Source organism: Aeromonas sp. 6P (assembly GCF_051919525.1).
Lineage (GTDB): Bacteria > Pseudomonadota > Gammaproteobacteria > Enterobacterales > Aeromonadaceae > Aeromonas > Aeromonas veronii.
The window spans coordinates 426,607-445,000 of sequence record NZ_JBQBEO010000002.1 but is presented as its reverse complement, the minus strand read 5'-3'; the positions used below and the strand labels follow the sequence as shown (position 1 = coordinate 445,000).

Genomic DNA, 18,394 nt, shown 5'->3' with positions numbered 1-18,394 from the left:
GTATCGGCCGACTGGATCGTATCGGTCAGCAGAATACCGTCGAGATCCACGTTCCCTACCTGGAAGGGACTGCCCAGCGCGCCCTGCAGCTCTGGTATCACGATGGTCTGGACGCGTTCGAGCAGACCTGCCCGACAGCTCGCCCGGTATTCGAAGCGGTACGTGAGGAGCTATTCGAGCTGCTGGCCGCCAACACCGGCGATCAGGCAGCCCTCGACGCCCTGCTGGTCAAGACCCGCGAACTGCACGAGCCGCTCAAGGCCCGACTGGAGCAGGGCCGCGATCGCCTGCTGGAGATCCACTCCAGCGGTGGCGCCGCCGCCCAGCAGCTGGTCGACAAGCTGGCCGCCGAAGATGACGACACTGGCATGATCTCCTTCGCTCTCAAGATGTTCGACGAGATCGGCGTCAATCAGGATGACCGTGGCGAGAACGCGCTGGTGCTGACCCCCGGGGATCACATGCTGGTTTCCAGCTTCCCGGGCCTGCCGCAAGACGGCATGACCATCACCTTCGATCGCAACACAGCCCTGTCGCGGGATGACATGGCGCTGCTCTCCTGGGATCACCCCATGATGCGCGGCGGTATCGACCTGATCCTGGGCTCCGAGATCGGTGCCACCTCGGTCGCACTGCTCAAGAACAAGGCGCTGCCCATCGGCTCCATCCTGCTTGAGCTGATCTTCGTTGCCGAGTCTGCGGCCCATCCCCAGCTCTACCGCTTCATGCCGCCGACGCCGATCCGTCTGCTGATGGACAAGAACGGCCAGAATCTGGGTGAGAAAGTGGCGTTCGATGCCTTCAACCGCCAGCTGACTCCGGTCAACCGCCACCTCGGCAGCAAGCTCGTGACTGCATCCCAACCGGTGATCCACGGTCTGATTGGCAAGGGCCAGGCCATTGCCGAAGAGCTGAAAGCCGGGATTGTCGACAAGGCCCGTGCCCAGATGGCGCAGACCCTGCAGCAGGATCTGGATCGTCTGGAAGCGCTCAAGGCGGTCAACCCGAACGTGCGAGACAGCGAACTGGATTATCTGCGCAATCTGCAGGCAGAATTGCACCACCTGATCGATCAGACCCAACTCAAGCTGGATGCCATCCGCTTTATCGTGGTCACCCATAACTGACAAGGTACCGACCGACAGCGGCCAGAACCAGCTCAAACTGGATACCCAAGGCCACTTTGTCGTGGTTACCCATAACTGATGGGGGCTTGCCCCCACCTTCTGATGCGAGACATTTATGTTTGAATACTCACCGCCTCTGGAACCCTGGCTCGATATCCTGTTCAAGGACAAGGACATCATGGTGGTCAACAAGCCCACTGGCCTGCTAAGCGTCCCCGGGCGCGGCCCCGAGAATGAAGACAGCGTCCTGCATCGGGTGAAACAGCAGCACCCCAAGGCGGCTGCTGCTCATCGCCTCGACATGTCCACCACTGGCGTCATTGTCATTCCCCTCAATCCCAACTCTCATCGGGAACTGAGCCGACAATTTCGCGAGCGGGAGACCGAGAAGCACTACCTCGCCTGGGTGTGGGGCGAGCCGGAAGCAGAGTCGGGGCAGGTTGACCTGCCGCTCTGCGTCGACTGGCCCAACCGCCCGAAGCAGAAGGTGGATCACGAGGAGGGGCGTCACGCTCTGACCCTGTGGCAGAAACTGAAAGTGGAGAACGGCAACAGCCTGATCAAGCTAACCCCCATCACAGGTCGTTCGCATCAGCTGCGCGTCCATATGCTGGAGCTGGGGCACCCGATCCTGGGTGACAACCTCTACGCCCATCCGGATGCGCTGGCGGCGGCACCGCACCTTTATCTGCATGCGGCCAGTCTGACCATCAGCCACCCCCGCAGCGGCGAGCGGATGACCTTCGAGGCGCCAGCCCCCTTCCCGCTCTGAGCGAAAGAGGCTCGCGCCAAATCGCAGAGATAAAAAAGCCCCCATCGCGAGATGGGGGCTTTTTCATTAGGGTCAGACGCGAATATCGATCTTGCTTCCCAGAGAAGCACTGGCCGATGTCGGTGCAACCGGCGCTGATTGCGCTGCGTTTTGCAGCAGCTTCAGCGCAGCTTCGCCCTCTTGGGTCTGCTGTTTCTTGGCCAGACTGGCCGTCATCAGAGCAGAACCAAACGACGCATTTGCAGAACTTGATATATCCATAGGGTTCCTCCTGCACTCAACAGTATCGGCCAAGCGGCCCCGAACATAAGCACTGAATGCAAAACAATCTGAAATTCGCTTTTCTATCAATCAGATAGCACTAGCATTCATGGCCCCTGTTCACTGCTGGATGGCGCCTTCAAGCTCCTGTGCCGTCATCGGCCGAAGCACCTTGCAAGGGTTGCCAGCCGCCACCACATTGGCGGGCACATCTTTGGTCACCACCGAGCCTGCGCCGATGACGCTGTTGTCACCGATAGTAACGCCGGGGCAGATGACGGCGCTGCCGCCAATCCAGACGTTGTGACCGATCCGCACCGGCTTGCCAAACTCCACCCCCTTGATACGTGGCGCCACCGCCACCGGGTGAGCGGCGGTGTAGATCTGCACCCCGGGCGCCAGCAGCACGTTGTCGCCGATGTGCACCTCGCAGACGTCGAGGATGGTGCAATTGACGTTGGCGTAGAAGTTCTCGCCGACGAAGATGTTGGCGCCATAGTCGCAAAAGAACGGCGGATTGATGGCGCACTCCTGGCAGCAGCTACCGAGCAGGTCGTGCAGCAAAGCATCCCGCGCCGGTTTCTCCTGCCAGCTGGTGTTGAAGGTGTGATAGAGCCGGCGGCAGCGCTCGCGCGCCGCTTTGAGCTCAGGGTCAGCCGCATCATAGGGCTCCCCCGCCACCATCTTCTGCCACTCGGTACCGCGCACCACCTTCTCCATTACCTACTCCATCAGCCAGATCAGGGATTCATAAGGGCGCAGCATACCCGATTGCGGTTGGGCCGGGCTATCGGGGTAGTTGCCGAGCAGCAGCCGACCTTGCCCGCTTTGTAGCTCGGCAGGCAAGGCAAACTCAACCGGCTCGCCGTAGAAGTTGCTCACCACCAGCAGGGTCTGACCGTTGGCACGGCGGGCATAGGCCCAGATCTGCGGGTGCCCGGTCAACAGCTCCTGATAATCCCCCTGAGTGAAGATGGGGTGCGCCTTGCGAAGGGCGATGAGATCCCGATAGTGCCAGAACACCGAGTTCTGGTCGGCCAGCACCGCCTCGGCATTGATCTCGGGATAGTTGGCGGCAGGCTTGAGCCAGGGCGTTCCTTGGGTGAAACCTGCATTGGCCGCTGCGCTCCACTGCATCGGCGTGCGCGAGTTGTCGCGGGACTTAGCGCCGAGAATGGCGAGGATCTCGGCCTCGCTCATCCCTTCCGCCTGCTTGATGGCGAAGATGTTGCGGCTCTCCACATCCTGATAGTCGTTGATGTGCTGATAGCCGGGGTTGGTCATGCCTATCTCCTCCCCCTGATAGATGTAGGGGGTGCCTTGCAGGCCATGCAGCGTGCTGGCCAGCATCTTGGCGGCGACCACCCTATGCTCACCCTCGTCACCGAAGCGGGAGACGATGCGCGGTTGGTCGTGATTGCACCAGAACAGCGCCGACCACCCCTTGCCGTGCATACCGCTCTGCCAGTGGTTGAAGATGCGCTTGAGTTCGAGGAAATCGAACGGCGCCTTGGTCCACTTGTCGCCGTTGGGGTAATCCACCTTCAGATGGTGGAAGTTGAACACCATGGAGAGCTCGGAGCCATCGAGGGCGCCATAGCGCTGGCAGTGTTCCAGACTGGTGGAGGACATCTCCCCCACCGTCATGGCGCCGACCGGGGCAAAGACATCGCGGCTCACATCCTGCAGGAATTCGTGGATGCGCGGCCCGTCGGTGTAGAAGCGGCGGCCATCGCCAATCTCGTCGTTCGGGAACGTCTGATCCTTGGAGATAAGGTTGATGACGTCGAGGCGGAAACCATCCACCCCCTTGTTCGCCCAGAAGTGGATGATCTTTTTGACCTCGGCGCGCACTGCAGGATTTTCCCAGTTGAGATCCGCCTGCTCGCGGGCAAACAGGTGCAGGTAGTACTGGCCGGTGGCGGGATCCAGCTCCCAGGCGCTACCACCAAACTTGGATTGCCAGTTGTTGGGCACGCCGCCATCTACCGGATCACGCCAGATGTAGTAGTCGCGGTAGGGGCTGTTCTTGTCCCCCAGCGCCGACTTGAACCAGGCATGCTCGGTGGAGGTGTGGTTCACAACTATATCCATCACGATACGGATGTCCCGCTCGTGAGCGGCAGCCAGCAGCTCCTCGAAATCTTCCATGGTGCCGTAGGCGGGGTCGATGGCGTAGTAATCGGCGATGTCGTAACCGTTATCCACCTGCGGGGAGACGTAGACCGGGGTCAGCCAGAGGGCATCGACCCCCAGCGTCTTGAGGTAGTCGAGGCGGGCCATGATCCCCTTGAGGTCGCCGGTGCCACGGGCCGCGGAATCCTGAAAGCTCTTGGGGTAAATCTGGTAAATCACGGCACTCTGCCACCAGGGTGTTTGGCTCATGGGTCTTTCTCTTGTCTCGAATAGAAAATGGAGAGGGCGACCCGCGGGTCGCCCTGATAATCAGTGTCAGGCGCTGGCTTGGGTCAACTTGCCAGCGGCTTGCTGGCGCTTGTAGACCAGCAAGGTCAGCACCACCGGCACCACAATGGCGACCAGCATGGCGATGGCAAACACCGCCCAATATTGCGGCTGGATGGAGAGGATGCCGGGCAGGCCGCCTACCCCGATGCCGTTTGCCATCACCCCGGCAAAGCCGCAGATGAGGGCCGCGAGGCTTGAGCCCACCATGGCGCACAGCATGGGGAACTTGTACTTGAGGTTGATGCCGTACATGGCCGGCTCGGTCACCCCGAGGTAAGCGGAGATGGCGGCAGGTACCGAGATCTCCCGTTCGTTCTCCTTGCGGCTAATCAGAATGATGCCGACGACCGCAGAAGCCTGGGCGATGTTGGAGAGGGCGATCAGCGGCCAAATCGGGGTGCCACCCATGCTCTGCATCAGTTGCAGATCCACCGCGTTGGTGGTGTGGTGGATGCCGGTGATGACCAGCGGCGCATAGAGGAAACCGAACAGGGCGGCACCGATAGGGGCGAAGGAGCCGGTCATGGCGGCCTTGGCAGCGAAGCCGACGCCCTCACCAATCCAGCGGCCGAACGGGCCGATAAAGGCGTGAGCCACGATCACCGCCAGCAGCAGCGAGACAAACGGCACAATCACCAGATAGAGATAGGCCGGAATGATCCGCTTGAGGTTGGTCTCTACCCATGCGAGGAAGACACCCGCCAGCAGCGCCGGAATGACCTGCGCCTGATAACCCACCTTCTGGATCACGAACAGACCGAAGTCCCACACCTCGGGAGTCTGCTGGCCGATGCCGTAGGCGTTCATCAACTGTGGCGACACCAGCGTGATACCGAGCACGATACCGAGGATCTCGGAGCCCCCCATCTTCTTCACCGCAGACCAGCAAACACCGACCGGCAGGAAGTGGAAGATCGCTTCGCCCAGCAGCCAGAGGAAGGCATGCACCTGAGCCCAGAACTGGCTGATCTCGGTGAGGGTGTGAGTGCCATCGTCGAACATCTTGATGTCGCCGATGACGTTGCGAAAGCCCAGGATCAAACCGCCGGTGATGATGGCGGGCAGCAGCGGCACGAAGATCTCCGCCAGATGGGAGATGCCCCGCTCCAGCGGATTCATGTTCTGGCGCGCCGCCTGCTTGGCGGTCTCCTTGCTACCACCGCTGACGCCGAGCTGCTCGGTCAGCGCCTTGTACCACTGCTCTACCTCGTTACCGATCACCACCTGGAACTGACCGCCCTGGGTGAAGCTTCCCTTCACCGCCGGGATGGTTTCGATAGCCTTGCTGTCGGCCTTGGCCGGATCGTTCAGGACGAAGCGCAACCGGGTCAGGCAGTGGCTGACGGTGGCGATGTTCTCCTTACCGCCGATCTTGTCGATCAGGGTGGCAAGCTGCTGTGCGTTGATCTTGGACATGGGTCTTCCCTCTGTGACGCCATTGAATAGTGGTCTGTATCGCCCTTTTGAGCCAGTCTGTCGGCCGGAGCGTTTTTGGTATCGTTCCCATTTAGCATGCCGACAATCTGGCCAGATCGAAATGGGAACGTTCCCAATTCGTGGCCAGCATCACAAAAAGCGCACTTTTTGTTCAGTCCGGAGTGATGGGGGTCACAGGGTTCGAGAGGGGGCGATAGTCACCAGCGGCGGCTGATCCTGCTCAATCTGGCCGAGCAGCTGACGCGCCGCCTGCTCCCCCGCCCCTTTGTAACCGAGATCGAGACTGAGGGCGTTGGGGAAGAGGAAACTGAGCATGGGATTGTTGCCAAGTCCGGTCACCAGCACCTCGCTACGCCCTTGTTCTTGCAGGTATTTTGCCGCACCGATGGCGAGGGTGTCGCTGGCGCAGACCAGCGCCTGGGTGGAGGGCGTCAACAGCTCGGCCGCCAGCCGGTAGCCGCTCTGCAGGCTGAGATCGCCGAGGGCGCTGCGCGGGCGCAACCCCTGCTCTGCGCAGTAAGCGAGATAGGCGTCGAGGCGGCGCTGGCCGGTGGTGAGATCCGAGGCATCCACCCCCAGATAGGCGATGTCGCGGGCGCCACGGCTTGCCAGTTGCGCCAGCATGGAGCGCACCGCACCGGCGTCGTCAAAGCAGACCGAGGAGAAACCGGGATATTCACGAGCGACCAGCACCAGCTTCTCTTTCAGCGGCGTCATGGCGGCATAGTCCAAGTCATTGAAGGCGAACAGGATAATGCCATCCACCCCGCGCCGCTCCAGCACCGCCAGATGCTCCTGCACCTTGGCGGGGGAGAACTTGCTCTCCATCAGCACGGCATCGTAGCCACGCTGGTAGAGGGTCTCCAGCATGCCGCGCACCGCCTGATTCTCCGAGCTGGAGTCGAGCCGCGAGACGATGATCCCCACCACCTGCTGGCTCTGGCTGCGCATGGCCCGCGCCGATTTGCTCGGCACGAAGCCGTGCTCGGCGATGACCTGCTCCACCCGCTCGCGGGTCTCCTGCTTCACCTTGGGATCCTGGTTGAGCACCCGGGAGACGGTCGACTTGCCGACGCCACTCAGTCTGGCGATATCGAGGATGGTCAGTTTCTTGTCCATGAATTGGCTCACAGGAGGCTAGGCGGTGGAATTGCCCACATTGTTGTGATTAACCCCTGTGAATACAAGCCCATGGCGTTAGAATGCCCTTTTTGCCCCGCCGTCAGGGTGTGTGGGTACAGCACAGGATGCCCATCATGGATCTGCTGGCCAGTCTGCTCTTCTCCCTCTCAATCACAGGCCCCATCTGCGTGGTGTTGCTGCTCGGCATCTTGCTCAAGCGGTGGGGGCTGCTGCCAGATCCCTTTACCGAATCCGCCTCGCGACTGGTATTTCAGGTCACCCTGCCCGCCCTGCTCTTTCTCAGTATTCTTGGCACCAACTTCGCCACCATGCCGAGCCTCTGGTTTATCGGCTATGGCCTGCTCGCCACCGTTATCAGCTATCTGGTGCTGGAGCTGCTGGCCGGACGTTTTATCGAGGAGCAGCGGCTGCGCGGCATCTTCGTGCAGGGGAGCTTTCGCGGCAACAGCGCCATTATCGGGCTCGCCTATGTGCAGAACGCCTACGGCCACGAGGGGTTGGGGGCGGCGGCCTTCTATGTCGGCGCGGTGACCGTGCTCTACAACATTCTCGCGGTGATCACCCTCACCCGCAGTCTCGGCGGTGCCACCGGCATTCGCCCCATTCTGCTCGGCATCATCAAGAATCCGTTGATCATCGCCATTGTGGCGGCGCTGCCCTTTACCCTGCTCGGTATCAAGATGCCGCAACTGCTGCTCACCACCGGCAGCTACTTCGCCAACATGACGTTGCCGCTGGCGCTGATCTGCACCGGCGCCTCTCTCAGCCTCGATGCCCTGCGTGGTGGTGCAGCCATTGCGGGCTGGGCCAGCATCATGCGGCTCTGTCTCATTCCGGCTGCGTTCACTCTGGGGGCGGCCCTGCTCGGCTTCAGCCATCTGGAGCTGGGCATTCTGTTTCTCATCAGCGCTACCCCGACTGCCGCCGCCAGCTATGTGATGACCCGTGCCATGGGGGGCGACAGCGTGCTGGCCGCAAACATCATCGCCACCACCACCCTCGGTTCTCTGGTCACTACCAGCCTCGGGGCAACTCTGATGAATTATCTCGGTCTTATGTACTGACCCTGCCCGAGGAAACTGCCAACCTCATCGCCACCACGAACCTTGGCTCCCATACACCGGCAGGGAGCCATCCTGATGAACTATCTGGGTCTTATGTACTGACGGCTTGACCTTGCCGGAGGCGGCAGCTTTAGGCTGGCGCTCATCAACAAAGGAGATATCCCATGACCATCGAACTCACAGTGTCCGGCATGTCCTGTGGTGGCTGCGCCGCCAGTCTGCAAAAAGCGCTGCTGGCCCAGCCTGCGGTCACCACCGCAACCGTCGATTTCGCCAGCAGCAAGGCCGTCATTGAGAGCGAGCTGAGCAAGGCCGAGCTGATCGCCCTGATCGAAGCCAAGGGTTTCTCTGCGAGTTAAATTATCTCCATAGAGGTATAAAACAGGTTAAAAATCTGTACTCACCTGTCTTTTGGTGAGTTTTATCACAGACCCGGGTTATTAAACGGGCAAACTTGCTGCGATTATTCCAACCACAAGGATTTGCAGCATGACCCTACCGATCCGCAAGACCCTGCTCGCCGCCGTCGTCAGCCTGACCCTCTCCCCCATGGCAATGGCCCTGCCCAACGTCCATATTCTGGCAACCGGCGGCACCATTGCCGGAGCTGGCCAGTCCGCTACCCAGTCCAACTACGAGGCTGGCAAGGTGGCCATCGAAACCCTGATCGCCGCCGTGCCCGAGATGAAGAACGTGGCCGATGTGCAGGGTGAGCAGGTGGTGAAGATCGGCTCCCAGGACATGAACGACGAGGTGTGGCTCAAGCTGGCCAAACGGGTCAACGAGCTGCTGGCCAAGGATGACGTGGATGGCATTGTCATCACCCACGGCACCGACACCATGGAAGAGACCGCCTACTTCCTCAATCTGACCGTCAAGAGCGACAAGCCGGTGGTATTGGTTGGCGCCATGCGTCCCTCCACCGCCATGAGTGCCGATGGCCCGCTCAACCTCTACAACGCCGTGGTGACCGCCTCCGACCCCGCCTCCAAGGGCCGTGGCGTGATGGTGGCGATGAACGACACAGTGCTGGATGCCCGCGACGTCACCAAGACCAACACCACCGGGGTGCAAACCTTCGCCTCCCCCAACTTTGGCCCGCTCGGCTACATCCACAACGGCAAGATCGACTATCAGCGCAGTCCGGCTCGCCTGCACACCAGCAAGACCCCGTTTGATGTGAGCAAGCTCGACAAGCTGCCACAGGTCGGCATCGTCTACAGCTACGCCAACGCCACCGATCTGCCGGCCAAGGCGATGGTGGATGCCAAGTTCGACGGCATCGTCAGCGCCGGGGTGGGCAACGGCAACCTCTACCACACCCTGTTCGACACCCTGGCTAAGGCGAGCAAGGACGGCATCCGGGTAGTGCGCTCCGCCCGCGTACCGACCGGCTCCACCACTCTGGATGCCGAGATCGATGATGCCAAGTACGGCTTCGTCGCCGCCGAGACCCTCAACCCGCAGAAGGCGCGGGTGCTGCTGATGCTCTCCCTGACCCAGAGCAAGGATCCGGCCCAGATCCAGCGCTGGTTCCAGCAGTTCTGATAAGGGTTGTCTGACAAGTGATAAGCAAGGGCGGGACTTCCCGCCCTTTTCACTCCTGCAATGCTGCCTCGCCCATTACGCCGTTTGGCGGGGTCGTCCCTCTCTTTTCCGGCCATCTTTTTCAGCCATCGCAAAGCGCTGTCATCAAATTAGCGAGCCGGATCACCCGCTTTCACAGCGCATCGCCGCCAAATTCATTACACTGCCAGCGATCTTATCCACTCAAGGAGTGCTGTTGCTGTATGGAAATATTGATCCTGCTGGGATTGATTTTGCTTAATGGCGTCTTCGCCATGTCAGAAATCGCCATCGTCACCGCACGCAAGGCTCGCCTCGGCAAGCTTGCCTCTGAAGGCAACCGCTCCGCCGCCATTGCCCTCAAACTGGGCGAAGACCCGACCCATTTTCTCTCTGCCGTCCAAATCGGCATTACCAGCATAGGTTTGCTCAACGGTATCTACGGCGAATCCCTGCTGGCCCAGCCCTTCTCGCTCTGGTTGCAGGAGTGGGGACTATCCCCCAAGAGCAGCGGCCTGATCGCCACCGTCATAGTAGTGGTGGTGGTTACTTACCTCTCCATCGTGGTGGGGGAGCTGGTGCCCAAGCGGCTCGGCCAGCTCAATGCCGAGCGCATCGCCTGTCTGGTCGCGCGCCCCATGCACTGGCTCGCCACCCTGACCCGCCCCTTCGTCTGGCTGCTGTCGGCCTCTACCAATGCCAGCCTGCGGCTGCTGCGGGTCAACCAGAACGGCAGCGCCAACGTTACCGAGGAGGAGATCCACGCCATGCTGGTGGAGGGCTCTGAAGCCGGGGTGATCGAGGATCATGAACACACCATGCTGCGCAACGTCTTCCGTCTCGACGAGCGCAGCCTCTCCTCCCTGATGGTGCCGCGCAGCGATATCTGCTATCTGGATCTGGCGCTGCCGCTGGAGACCAACCTGCAGCGGCTGGTGGAGTATCGCCACAGCTATTTTCCGGTCTGCGACGGCAACCTGTCAGAATTGGTGGGTATCATCAATGTCAGCAAGGTGCTGCACGCCTATATCAAGGGGGAGCCCATCGATCTGGTTGCCCTGACCCAGGAGGGCAGCCTGCTGCCCGAGACCCTCAACGGCGTCGAGCTGCTCAACCACTTCCGCACCCACAGCGAACAGATGGCGCTGGTGGTGGACGAATATGGCGAGTTGCAGGGACTGGTCACCCAGCAGGATCTGCTGGAGGCGCTGGCGGGGGATTTCCAGCAGGAGGATGGCGAGGACAACTGGGCATTCCGGCGCGCCGACGGCAGCTGGCTGCTCGATGGCCTGATCCCGCTGCCCGAGTTGAAGGACTGTCTGGAGCTGGTTCGTCTGCCAGAAGAAGAAAAACATCACTATCACACCCTCGGAGGGCTTATCATGCTGCTCCTTGGTCGTGTTCCACAAACCGGAGACCTGGTGACACTGGAACAGTGGCAACTGGAAATTGTTGACATGGATGGCCTGCGCATCGACAAGGTGCTCGCCATGCCCTTGACCGATCAACCCAGCTAACCTGCGGAGTTTGCAAGTATGGAGCAGTTTTACCAACTGGCTCACGCCTTTATGAATCACGATCTGAACACACTTTCCGATCCCAAGATGGCCTTCATGATCTGTGGTGTGATTCTGACGTTTCTGGTACTGGAAAACGGATTCATCCCTACCGCCTTTCTGCCCGGTGACAGCCTGCTGATCCTCACCGGCGTGCTCATCTATCAGGATGTATTGTCTCTCGGGGTGATCCCGCTGTTGATCATGGCTACCTTTGTCGGCACCTGGCTCGGTTACATGCAGGGGCGCTTTCTCGGCCACACCCAGCTCTACCACCGACTGATGTCCCATGTTGAAGAGCGACACCAGCAGAAGGTATACCATCTGCTGGACAAGTACGGGATCATCACCCTGATCACCGCTCGCTATATCGCCTTCGTGCGCACCGCCTACCCCTATATCGTCGGCGCCACCGAACTGCCCCAGGGACGTTTCCTCATCGTCAATCTGGTCAGCTCCATCATGTGGATCTGCCCGCTGGTCGGGTTTGGCTACTACCTTAGCCACACCAAGCTGGCCGCCGAATACCAGACCCAGTTCTTCAACATCATCATCTATCTGCCAGTGGCCCTGCTGGTGGGTGGCATGGTGGCGCTGGTCTGGCGCTGGATCAGCAAACGCAGGGCCGCGCAGCCGCGGGATTGACCCCTCGCCCAACGCCCGACCCGAAAGCCCTCGCCAGAGGGCTTTTTTGATCGCCAACTTTGCGCAAATAGCAGAAATAGTCCCGCTCGGCCCTTGTAAAGCCGGGGTAAAAATGAGTGAATCTAGCGCCTTTTTTTGGATGGGAATGGAGTCGGTTGTATGTGGTGTCGGATTCGCGCAGCAGCGCTGGTTGTCGGGTTGATGGGAATGCTGGGATTGCCTGCGGTCAGCGCGGCACCCAACCCTGCCAAACTGGAAGTACGCTCGAGCAGCGCCCTGGTCGTGGATGTAAAAACGGGCAAGACGCTCTACCAGAAGAATGCCACCAAGGTGCGTCCCATCGCCTCCCTCACCAAGCTGATGACGGCGCTGGTAGTGCTGGATGCCAAACAGAATCTCAACCAGGTCATCACGGTCGACAAGAACGATCTGGATCGGGTCAAACACACTCATTCCCGCATCCGCATGGGCACCAAGGTGACCCGCCGCGACGCCCTGCATCTGGCATTGATGTCCTCCGAAAACCGGATGGCCTCGGCACTGGCGCGTCACTATCCGGGCGGTCGCAGCGCCTTCGTGCGAGCCATGAACAACAAGGCCAGACAGCTGGGTATGCGTAATACCCACTTCTACGACTCCACAGGCCTCTCCACCCGCAACGTCTCTACCGCCCAGGATCTCGGCAAGCTGGCCGCCGCCGCCTATCGTCAGCCGCTGATCCGTCAGTTCACTCAGGATGAGAACCGGGAGATGCGCTTCAGCGCACCCGCCTACAGCCTGATGTTCAACAACACCAACCCGCTGGTGAAAAACCCGGATTGGGACGTGCGCCTCTCCAAGACCGGCTTCACTGACGAGGCAGGACGCTGTCTGGTGATGCGCGCCAAACCGGACAGCCGCGAGCTCGCCATCGTGCTGCTCAACTCGGTGGGCAAACGCACTCCCATCGGCGATGCCAACCGCATTCGCAAATGGCTGAAAAGCTGAGTCAATATCTCAACACAAAAGGATGCTGCGGCATCCTTTTTTATTGCCCGCAGAACGCCTAGGCAGGCTTTGCAGGATGTTGATAGCCAAACCCTGAGATGATGAGCTGCACGGCATCTGCCGTTGCAACAGCAGGCATACAGCCCGCTTGCAGATGAGGCAAAGGGTGGTGAGGCGGTGCAACGATCAGAAGAACTGTGCGCAATCACAGAAAGGGGAAGAAATGAGGACAAGAACAGCCTGGTAAACGGGCGATCCACCCGCAACAGCGCACGGGGATCCGCACCAAAAGCTAAATATCGCCCATAAAAAAAACAGCCCCGACCGAAGTCGAGGCTGTCTATATGGTGCGCCCGAGAGGATTCGAACCTCTGACCACCTGGTTCGTAGCCAGGTACTCTATCCAGCTGAGCTACGGGCGCTCATAAACTTTTGGTACTGCTTTAAATATGGTGCGCCCGAGAGGATTCGAACCTCTGACCACCTGGTTCGTAGCCAGGTACTCTATCCAGCTGAGCTACGGGCGCTCACAAACTTTTGTGTACTGCTTGAAAAATGGTGCGCCCGAGAGGATTCGAACCTCTGACCACCTGGTTCGTAGCCAGGTACTCTATCCAGCTGAGCTACGGGCGCAAATGGCGGAGAAGGGGGGATTCGAACCCCCGATGCGGGTATAAGCCGCATACTCCCTTAGCAGGGGAGCGCCTTCAGCCTCTCGGCCACCTCTCCGTTTGCGGGGCTGATAATACTTCACAGGGATTTTTAGTCAAACACTTTTTTGGAGAAAAAAGTGCGTTCGCTCAGCATTTGGTCAAAGCGTGGAATATTCAAACAATATCGGCACTTATCCCGCAGTTTCGCGCCCTGCAGGGCAATTTCAGGGGGCCGGAAAAACAAAAGGCGACACATGAGGTGTCGCCTTGTCACAGCCATGAAAGTGGCTTAGAAGCCCGGTTGGCCCGGAACTTTCTCGGCCTGGATGCGCTGGTAGATCTCTTCGCGGTGTACGGAGACCTCTTTCGGCGCGTTAACACCGATACGGACCTGGTTGCCTTTAACGCCCAGTACGGTGACAGTCACTTCATCACCAATCATCAGGGTTTCCCCAACACGACGAGTCAAAATAAGCATTCGCTTGCTCCTGTATCCTGTTTTGTTTTTATATCGATATGCGACATTATCTAACAAAGATACCGATATGGTAAATGGTTGAAACTAAATCAATCAGCGATTGTTAGCCCAAGGGCTGCTCTTGCGGTGCCTGATCCAACCCGAAAGCCGCGTGCAGGGCTCGCACCGCCAGCTCCAGATACTTCTCGTCAATCACCACAGAGATTTTGATTTCAGAGGTCGAGATCAACTGCATGTTGATCCCCTCCTCGCCCAATACCTTGAACATGGTGCGCGCAACACCGGGATGGTTCCACATGCCGACACCGACAATGGAAACCTTGGCAATTTCGCCATTTCCCTGCACGCAGGAGGCGCCTAGTTCGGTGGCGGTCTCCTCCAGCAGTGCCCGGGCACGGCGATAGTCGTCACGATTCACCGTGAAGGTGAAGTCGGCGGTGCCATCTCCCAGGGTGTTCTGCACAATCATGTCGACATCAATGTTGGCGTCGCTGATCGGATTCAGGATCTGCGCGGCAACGGTTGGTCTGTCCGGCACGCCCAGAATGGTCAGGCTGGCCTCGTTGCGGTTAAAAGCGATCCCGGATACCAGGGGAGCTTCCATCCTATCACCTCCATATGTGATTAAGGTTCCCTCTCCATCGATAAAGCTCGACAGCACCCGCAGCGGGACGCGGTACTTGCCCGCAAACTCCACCGAGCGGATCTGCAGCACCTTGGCGCCGAGACTGGCCATCTCCAGCATCTCCTCAAAGGTGATGGTGTCGAGACGACGAGCCTTGGGCTCGATGCGCGGATCCGTGGTGTATACCCCATCCACATCGGTAAAGATCTGGCACTCATCGGCCTTGATGGCCGCCGCCACGGCAACCGCCGTGGTATCCGAACCGCCGCGGCCCAGCGTCGTGATGGCGTTATGCTCGTCACGGCCCTGGAAACCGGCGATCACCACCACCTTGCCTGCAGCCAGTTCGGCATGAACCAGCTCGGTGTCGATGTGGGTGATGCGCGCCTTGCCATAGGCGGAATCGGTATGAATCCGTACCTGATCACCGGTCATCGAGACCGCAGGACAACCGCGTTTGTTCAACGCGATGGCCAGCAGCGCTATGGTGACCTGCTCACCGGTGGAGACCAGTACATCCATCTCGCGCCGGTTGGCATCAGGATCCAGTTGCTGGGCCATGCCCAGCAGCCGGTTGGTTTCGCCCGACATGGCGGAGACAACCACCACCACGTTGTGTCCCTGGGCGCGGGTCTGCTCGACCCGCTCAGCTACCGCCTCGATCCGCTCCAGTGTGCCGACCGAGGTGCCGCCGTACTTCTGTACATAGAGTGCCACAGATCACCTCGCCCGATTACAGGCGCTCTTCCAGCCAGGAATGAACGGATTGCAGCGCTGCCGGCACCGCCTCAGGCTGGGTACCACCCGCCTGTGCCATGTCCGGACGGCCACCGCCCTTGCCACCCACCTGCTGGGCAACCAGATTGACCAGCTCACCGGCCTTGACCTTGCCGGTCAGGTCGTTGGTGACACCCGCGATCAGGTTGACCTTGCCATCGGCACAGGTGGCCAGCAGCACGACACCAGACTTCATCTGGTTCTTCAGCTCGTCCAGCATGCCGCGCAGGGATTTCGGATCGGCCCCTTCCAGCGCTGCAACCAGCACCTTCTGACCGTTGATCTCGATTACCTGGCCCAGCAGGTCGTTACCGGCCTGAGCGGCCAGCTTGGCCTTAAGCTGCTCCAGCTCGCGCTCCATCATCTTGGCCTTGTCCAGCATCTGGCGAACCTTGTCGGCGATGCAGAACTGGTCACCTTTCACCAGAGCGGCAGCCTCTTCGATCTGCTCGCCAACCTGATGCATGAAGTCGATGGCCGCTTTGCCGGTCACCGCTTCGATACGGCGCACGCCAGCAGCGATACCGCTCTCGGCGATGATCTTGAAGAAGCCGATATCACCGGTGCGCTTGGCGTGAGTACCGCCGCACAGCTCGGTGGAGTAGTCCCCCATGCGCACAACACGCACGTCGTCTTCATATTTTTCACCAAACAGGGCCATGGCACCGGCGGACTTGGCCGCTTCCAGATCCATCAGCTGGGTGGTGATTTCGTGGTTGGCGCGGATCTGGTTGTTGACCAGCTCCTCGACCCGGCGAATGGTCGCCATGGTCAGCCCCTCGAAGTGGGAGAAGTCGAAACGCATGCGCTCGGCTCCAACCAGAGAACCTTTCTGGGTGACGTGCTCGCCCAGAGCCTGACGCAGAGCTGCGTGCAGCAGGTGAGTCACTGAGTGGTTCAGGGCGATGGCCTGACGACGGTCAGCGTCTACCACGGCCTCGACCTCGGCCCCTTTCTCCAGGGTGCCCAGCTCCATGTAGCCCTTGTGGATGATCGCCTTGCCCGCTTTCAGGGTATCGGTCACGGCAAAGATGCCGTCGTCCACTTTCAGGGTACCGCTGTCGCCAATCTGGCCGCCGGACTCGGCGTAGAAGGGGGTCTCTTCCAGCACGATGACTGCTTCGTCACCGGCGATCAGACCGCTCACCTCTTCCACACCCTTGTAGATGCCGACCACGCGAGTGCGCTCGCTCAGGGTCTTGTAACCGGTGAAGGGGGTCTCGAAGTCGAGCTTGAGCATCTCGTTGTAGTTCACGCCGAAGCTGGACGCTTCCTTGGCACGAGCACGCTGCTTCTCCATCTCGGCCTTGAAGCCCTCTTCGTCGATGCCGATCTCGCGCTCGCGCACCACGTCGGCAGTCAGGTCGGCCGGGAAGCCGTAAGTGTCATAGAGCTTGAACACCACTTCACCCGGAATAACCTTGGCATCGCCCAGGTTGGCCAGAGCGTCTTCCAGCAGCAGCAGACCGCGATCCAGCGTGCGGACGAACTGCTCCTCTTCGATGCGCAGCACGCGCTCGACCAGCGGCAGCTGGGCGATCAGCTCGGCAGCGACATCCTTCATCTGCACTGCCAGCTCGGCAGCCAGTTTGTAGAAGAAGACATCGGTAGCGCCCAGCTTGCGACCGTGACGCACGGCGCGGCGGATGATGCGGCGCAGCACATAGCCACGACCTTCGTTGGACGGCATCACGCCATCTGCCACCAGGAAGGCGCAGGAGCGGATGTGGTCAGCGATGACGCGCAGGGACTGGTTGCTCAGATCGGTGGTGCCGACAATCTCGGCCGCTTTCTTGATCAGCGCCTGGAAGATGTCGATTTCGTAGTTGGAGTGGACACCCTGCATGATGGCGGAGATACGCTCCAGACCCATGCCGGTATCCACGGACGGACGGGGCAGCGGCTCCATGGTGCCGTCAGCCTGACGGTTAAACTGCATGAAGACCACGTTCCAGATCTCGATGAAACGGTCGCCATCCTCTTCCGGTGAGCCGGGACGGCCACCCCAGATGTGATCGCCGTGGTCATAGAAGATCTCGGTGCAGGGACCGCACGGGCCGGTATCGCCCATCGCCCAGAAGTTGTCGGAAGCGTAAGGGGCCCCTTTGTTGTCACCGATGCGCACAATGCGATCGGCCGGGACACCGACCTCTTTTTCCCAGATATCGAAAGCTTCATCGTCAGTCGCGTAGACGGTCACCAGCAGGCGATCTTTCGGCAGCTGCAGCACCTCGGTCAGGAAGCCCCATGCAAACTTGATGGCATCCTGTTTGAAGTAGTCACCGAAGCTGAAGTTGCCCAGCATTTCGAAGAAGGTGTGGTGACGAGCGGTATAGCCGACGTTTTCCAGATCGTTGTGCTTACCACCGGCACGCACGCAACGCTGGGAAGTCGTCGCGCGATTGTAGGCACGCTTGTCTGCGCCAAGGAACACGTCCTTGAACTGGTTCATACCCGCGTTGGTAAACAACAGGGTCGGGTCGTTATGCGGTACCAGCGAGCTGGAGGAGACAACCTGGTGCCCCTGGGAACGGAAATACTCGAGAAACGCAGCGCGAATCTCTGACGTGGACATATACATGGAAAATCCTGCTTGATTCGAATACGGACTTTTAACCGCATTAATGTAAGTTTTCTGCGGGGTAAAGTAAAACGGACAGGGCCGCCACGGGCGAAAAAGCGCACATAAACGGGCCAGAAAAGAGCGCCACTGCCTACAGTGGCTTTTTTCACTGTCGAGAGGCAAAAAAGCAGCGCATAAAGAGGGATGAGATGAACAAAAGGCCGCTTTTTCGGGATTGTGCGCGCAAGCTACTGAACGGGCAGGAAAAACCTGC

Annotated in this window: 16 protein-coding genes and 4 tRNA genes (1 of these 20 cut by a window edge); 8 read left to right on the top strand and 12 right to left on the bottom strand. The window is 59.9% G+C overall.

The genetic code is table 11. The features are described from left to right. Both rapA and rluA read left to right on the top strand, forming a co-directional pair. On the top strand, positions 1-1,127 hold the end of the coding sequence (rapA, locus tag ACTG2J_RS02145; protein WP_113740418.1) for an RNA polymerase-associated protein RapA. The gene continues 1,741 nt to the left of window position 1, outside the view; only the last 1,127 of its 2,868 coding nucleotides appear in the window; its start codon lies off the left edge, out of view; it ends in the stop codon at positions 1,125-1,127. Between the two features lie 115 nt (positions 1,128-1,242). Further along, the gene (rluA, locus tag ACTG2J_RS02140; protein ID WP_111809435.1) at positions 1,243-1,899 is read left to right on the top strand and encodes a bifunctional tRNA pseudouridine(32) synthase/23S rRNA pseudouridine(746) synthase RluA; all 657 of its coding nucleotides are present in this window, start codon (positions 1,243-1,245) and stop codon (positions 1,897-1,899) included. Positions 1,900-1,971: 72 nt separating this feature from the next. On the opposite strand, the gene ACTG2J_RS02135 is transcribed toward rluA, so the two are convergent. The 5 genes from ACTG2J_RS02135 to treR form a co-directional block, all read right to left on the bottom strand. After that, positions 1,972-2,160 carry a hypothetical protein gene (locus ACTG2J_RS02135; protein ID WP_005336040.1) on the bottom strand — a complete coding sequence of 63 codons (189 nt, stop codon included), beginning with the start codon at positions 2,158-2,160 and terminating at the stop codon, positions 1,972-1,974. A 120-nt stretch (positions 2,161-2,280) separates the two neighbouring features. Further along, complete coding sequence (locus ACTG2J_RS02130) at positions 2,281-2,880, bottom strand: sugar O-acetyltransferase (protein ID WP_113740417.1); 600 nt, start codon at positions 2,878-2,880, stop codon at positions 2,281-2,283. A 3-nt stretch (positions 2,881-2,883) separates the two neighbouring features. Next, on the bottom strand, positions 2,884-4,545 hold the full coding sequence (gene treC / locus ACTG2J_RS02125; protein ID WP_113740416.1) for an alpha,alpha-phosphotrehalase: 1,662 nt from the start codon (positions 4,543-4,545) through the stop codon (positions 2,884-2,886). A 66-nt stretch (positions 4,546-4,611) separates the two neighbouring features. After that, positions 4,612-6,042 carry a PTS trehalose transporter subunit IIBC gene (gene treB, locus ACTG2J_RS02120; protein WP_113740415.1) on the bottom strand — a complete coding sequence of 477 codons (1,431 nt, stop codon included), beginning with the start codon at positions 6,040-6,042 and terminating at the stop codon, positions 4,612-4,614. Positions 6,043-6,234: 192 nt separating this feature from the next. Next, a complete protein-coding gene (gene treR / locus ACTG2J_RS02115; RefSeq protein ID WP_113740414.1) occupies positions 6,235-7,182 on the bottom strand; it encodes a trehalose operon repressor TreR in 948 nt (315 codons plus the stop codon). A gap of 137 nt (positions 7,183-7,319) precedes the next feature. Here treR and ACTG2J_RS02110 point away from each other — a divergent pair, with 137 nt between their 5' ends. The 6 genes from ACTG2J_RS02110 (at position 7,320) to pbpG (ending at position 13,024) form a co-directional block, all read left to right on the top strand. Beyond that, a complete protein-coding gene (locus ACTG2J_RS02110; RefSeq protein ID WP_439989599.1) occupies positions 7,320-8,270 on the top strand; it encodes an AEC family transporter in 951 nt (316 codons plus the stop codon). Positions 8,271-8,434: 164 nt separating this feature from the next. Continuing rightward, positions 8,435-8,629, top strand: a complete 195-nt coding sequence (locus ACTG2J_RS02105) for a heavy-metal-associated domain-containing protein (RefSeq protein ID WP_005357810.1) — start codon at positions 8,435-8,437, stop codon at positions 8,627-8,629. 130 nt (positions 8,630-8,759) lie between these two features. After that, entirely contained in the window at positions 8,760-9,818 is a 1,059-nt protein-coding gene (gene ansB / locus ACTG2J_RS02100; RefSeq protein WP_439989065.1) for an L-asparaginase 2, read from the top strand. A gap of 242 nt (positions 9,819-10,060) precedes the next feature. Further along, positions 10,061-11,353 carry a hemolysin family protein gene (locus ACTG2J_RS02095; RefSeq protein ID WP_274161769.1) on the top strand — a complete coding sequence of 431 codons (1,293 nt, stop codon included), beginning with the start codon at positions 10,061-10,063 and terminating at the stop codon, positions 11,351-11,353. Positions 11,354-11,371: 18 nt separating this feature from the next. Further along, complete coding sequence (locus ACTG2J_RS02090) at positions 11,372-12,037, top strand: DedA family protein (RefSeq protein WP_439989066.1); 666 nt, start codon at positions 11,372-11,374, stop codon at positions 12,035-12,037. 159 nt (positions 12,038-12,196) lie between these two features. Further along, positions 12,197-13,024 carry a D-alanyl-D-alanine endopeptidase gene (gene pbpG, locus ACTG2J_RS02085; RefSeq protein WP_439997124.1) on the top strand — a complete coding sequence of 276 codons (828 nt, stop codon included), beginning with the start codon at positions 12,197-12,199 and terminating at the stop codon, positions 13,022-13,024. A gap of 345 nt (positions 13,025-13,369) precedes the next feature. Here pbpG and ACTG2J_RS02080 read toward each other — a convergent pair. The 7 genes from ACTG2J_RS02080 to alaS all read right to left on the bottom strand — a co-directional run bounded on the left by ACTG2J_RS02080 (position 13,370) and on the right by alaS (position 18,138). Beyond that, positions 13,370-13,446, bottom strand: a tRNA-Arg gene (locus ACTG2J_RS02080). A 28-nt stretch (positions 13,447-13,474) separates the two neighbouring features. Beyond that, positions 13,475-13,551: transfer RNA gene (locus ACTG2J_RS02075), tRNA-Arg, on the bottom strand. 29 nt (positions 13,552-13,580) lie between these two features. Then, positions 13,581-13,657: transfer RNA gene (locus tag ACTG2J_RS02070), tRNA-Arg, on the bottom strand. Positions 13,658-13,660: 3 nt separating this feature from the next. Beyond that, a tRNA-Ser gene (locus ACTG2J_RS02065) sits at positions 13,661-13,753 on the bottom strand. Between the two features lie 213 nt (positions 13,754-13,966). After that, positions 13,967-14,155, bottom strand: a complete 189-nt coding sequence (gene csrA / locus ACTG2J_RS02060) for a carbon storage regulator CsrA (RefSeq protein ID WP_005336053.1) — start codon at positions 14,153-14,155, stop codon at positions 13,967-13,969. A gap of 103 nt (positions 14,156-14,258) precedes the next feature. Beyond that, positions 14,259-15,497 carry an aspartate kinase gene (locus tag ACTG2J_RS02055; protein WP_206901015.1) on the bottom strand — a complete coding sequence of 413 codons (1,239 nt, stop codon included), beginning with the start codon at positions 15,495-15,497 and terminating at the stop codon, positions 14,259-14,261. A gap of 16 nt (positions 15,498-15,513) precedes the next feature. Beyond that, complete coding sequence (gene alaS, locus ACTG2J_RS02050; protein WP_042033273.1) at positions 15,514-18,138, bottom strand: alanine--tRNA ligase; 2,625 nt, start codon at positions 18,136-18,138, stop codon at positions 15,514-15,516. Between the last annotated feature and the right edge of the window lie 256 nt (positions 18,139-18,394).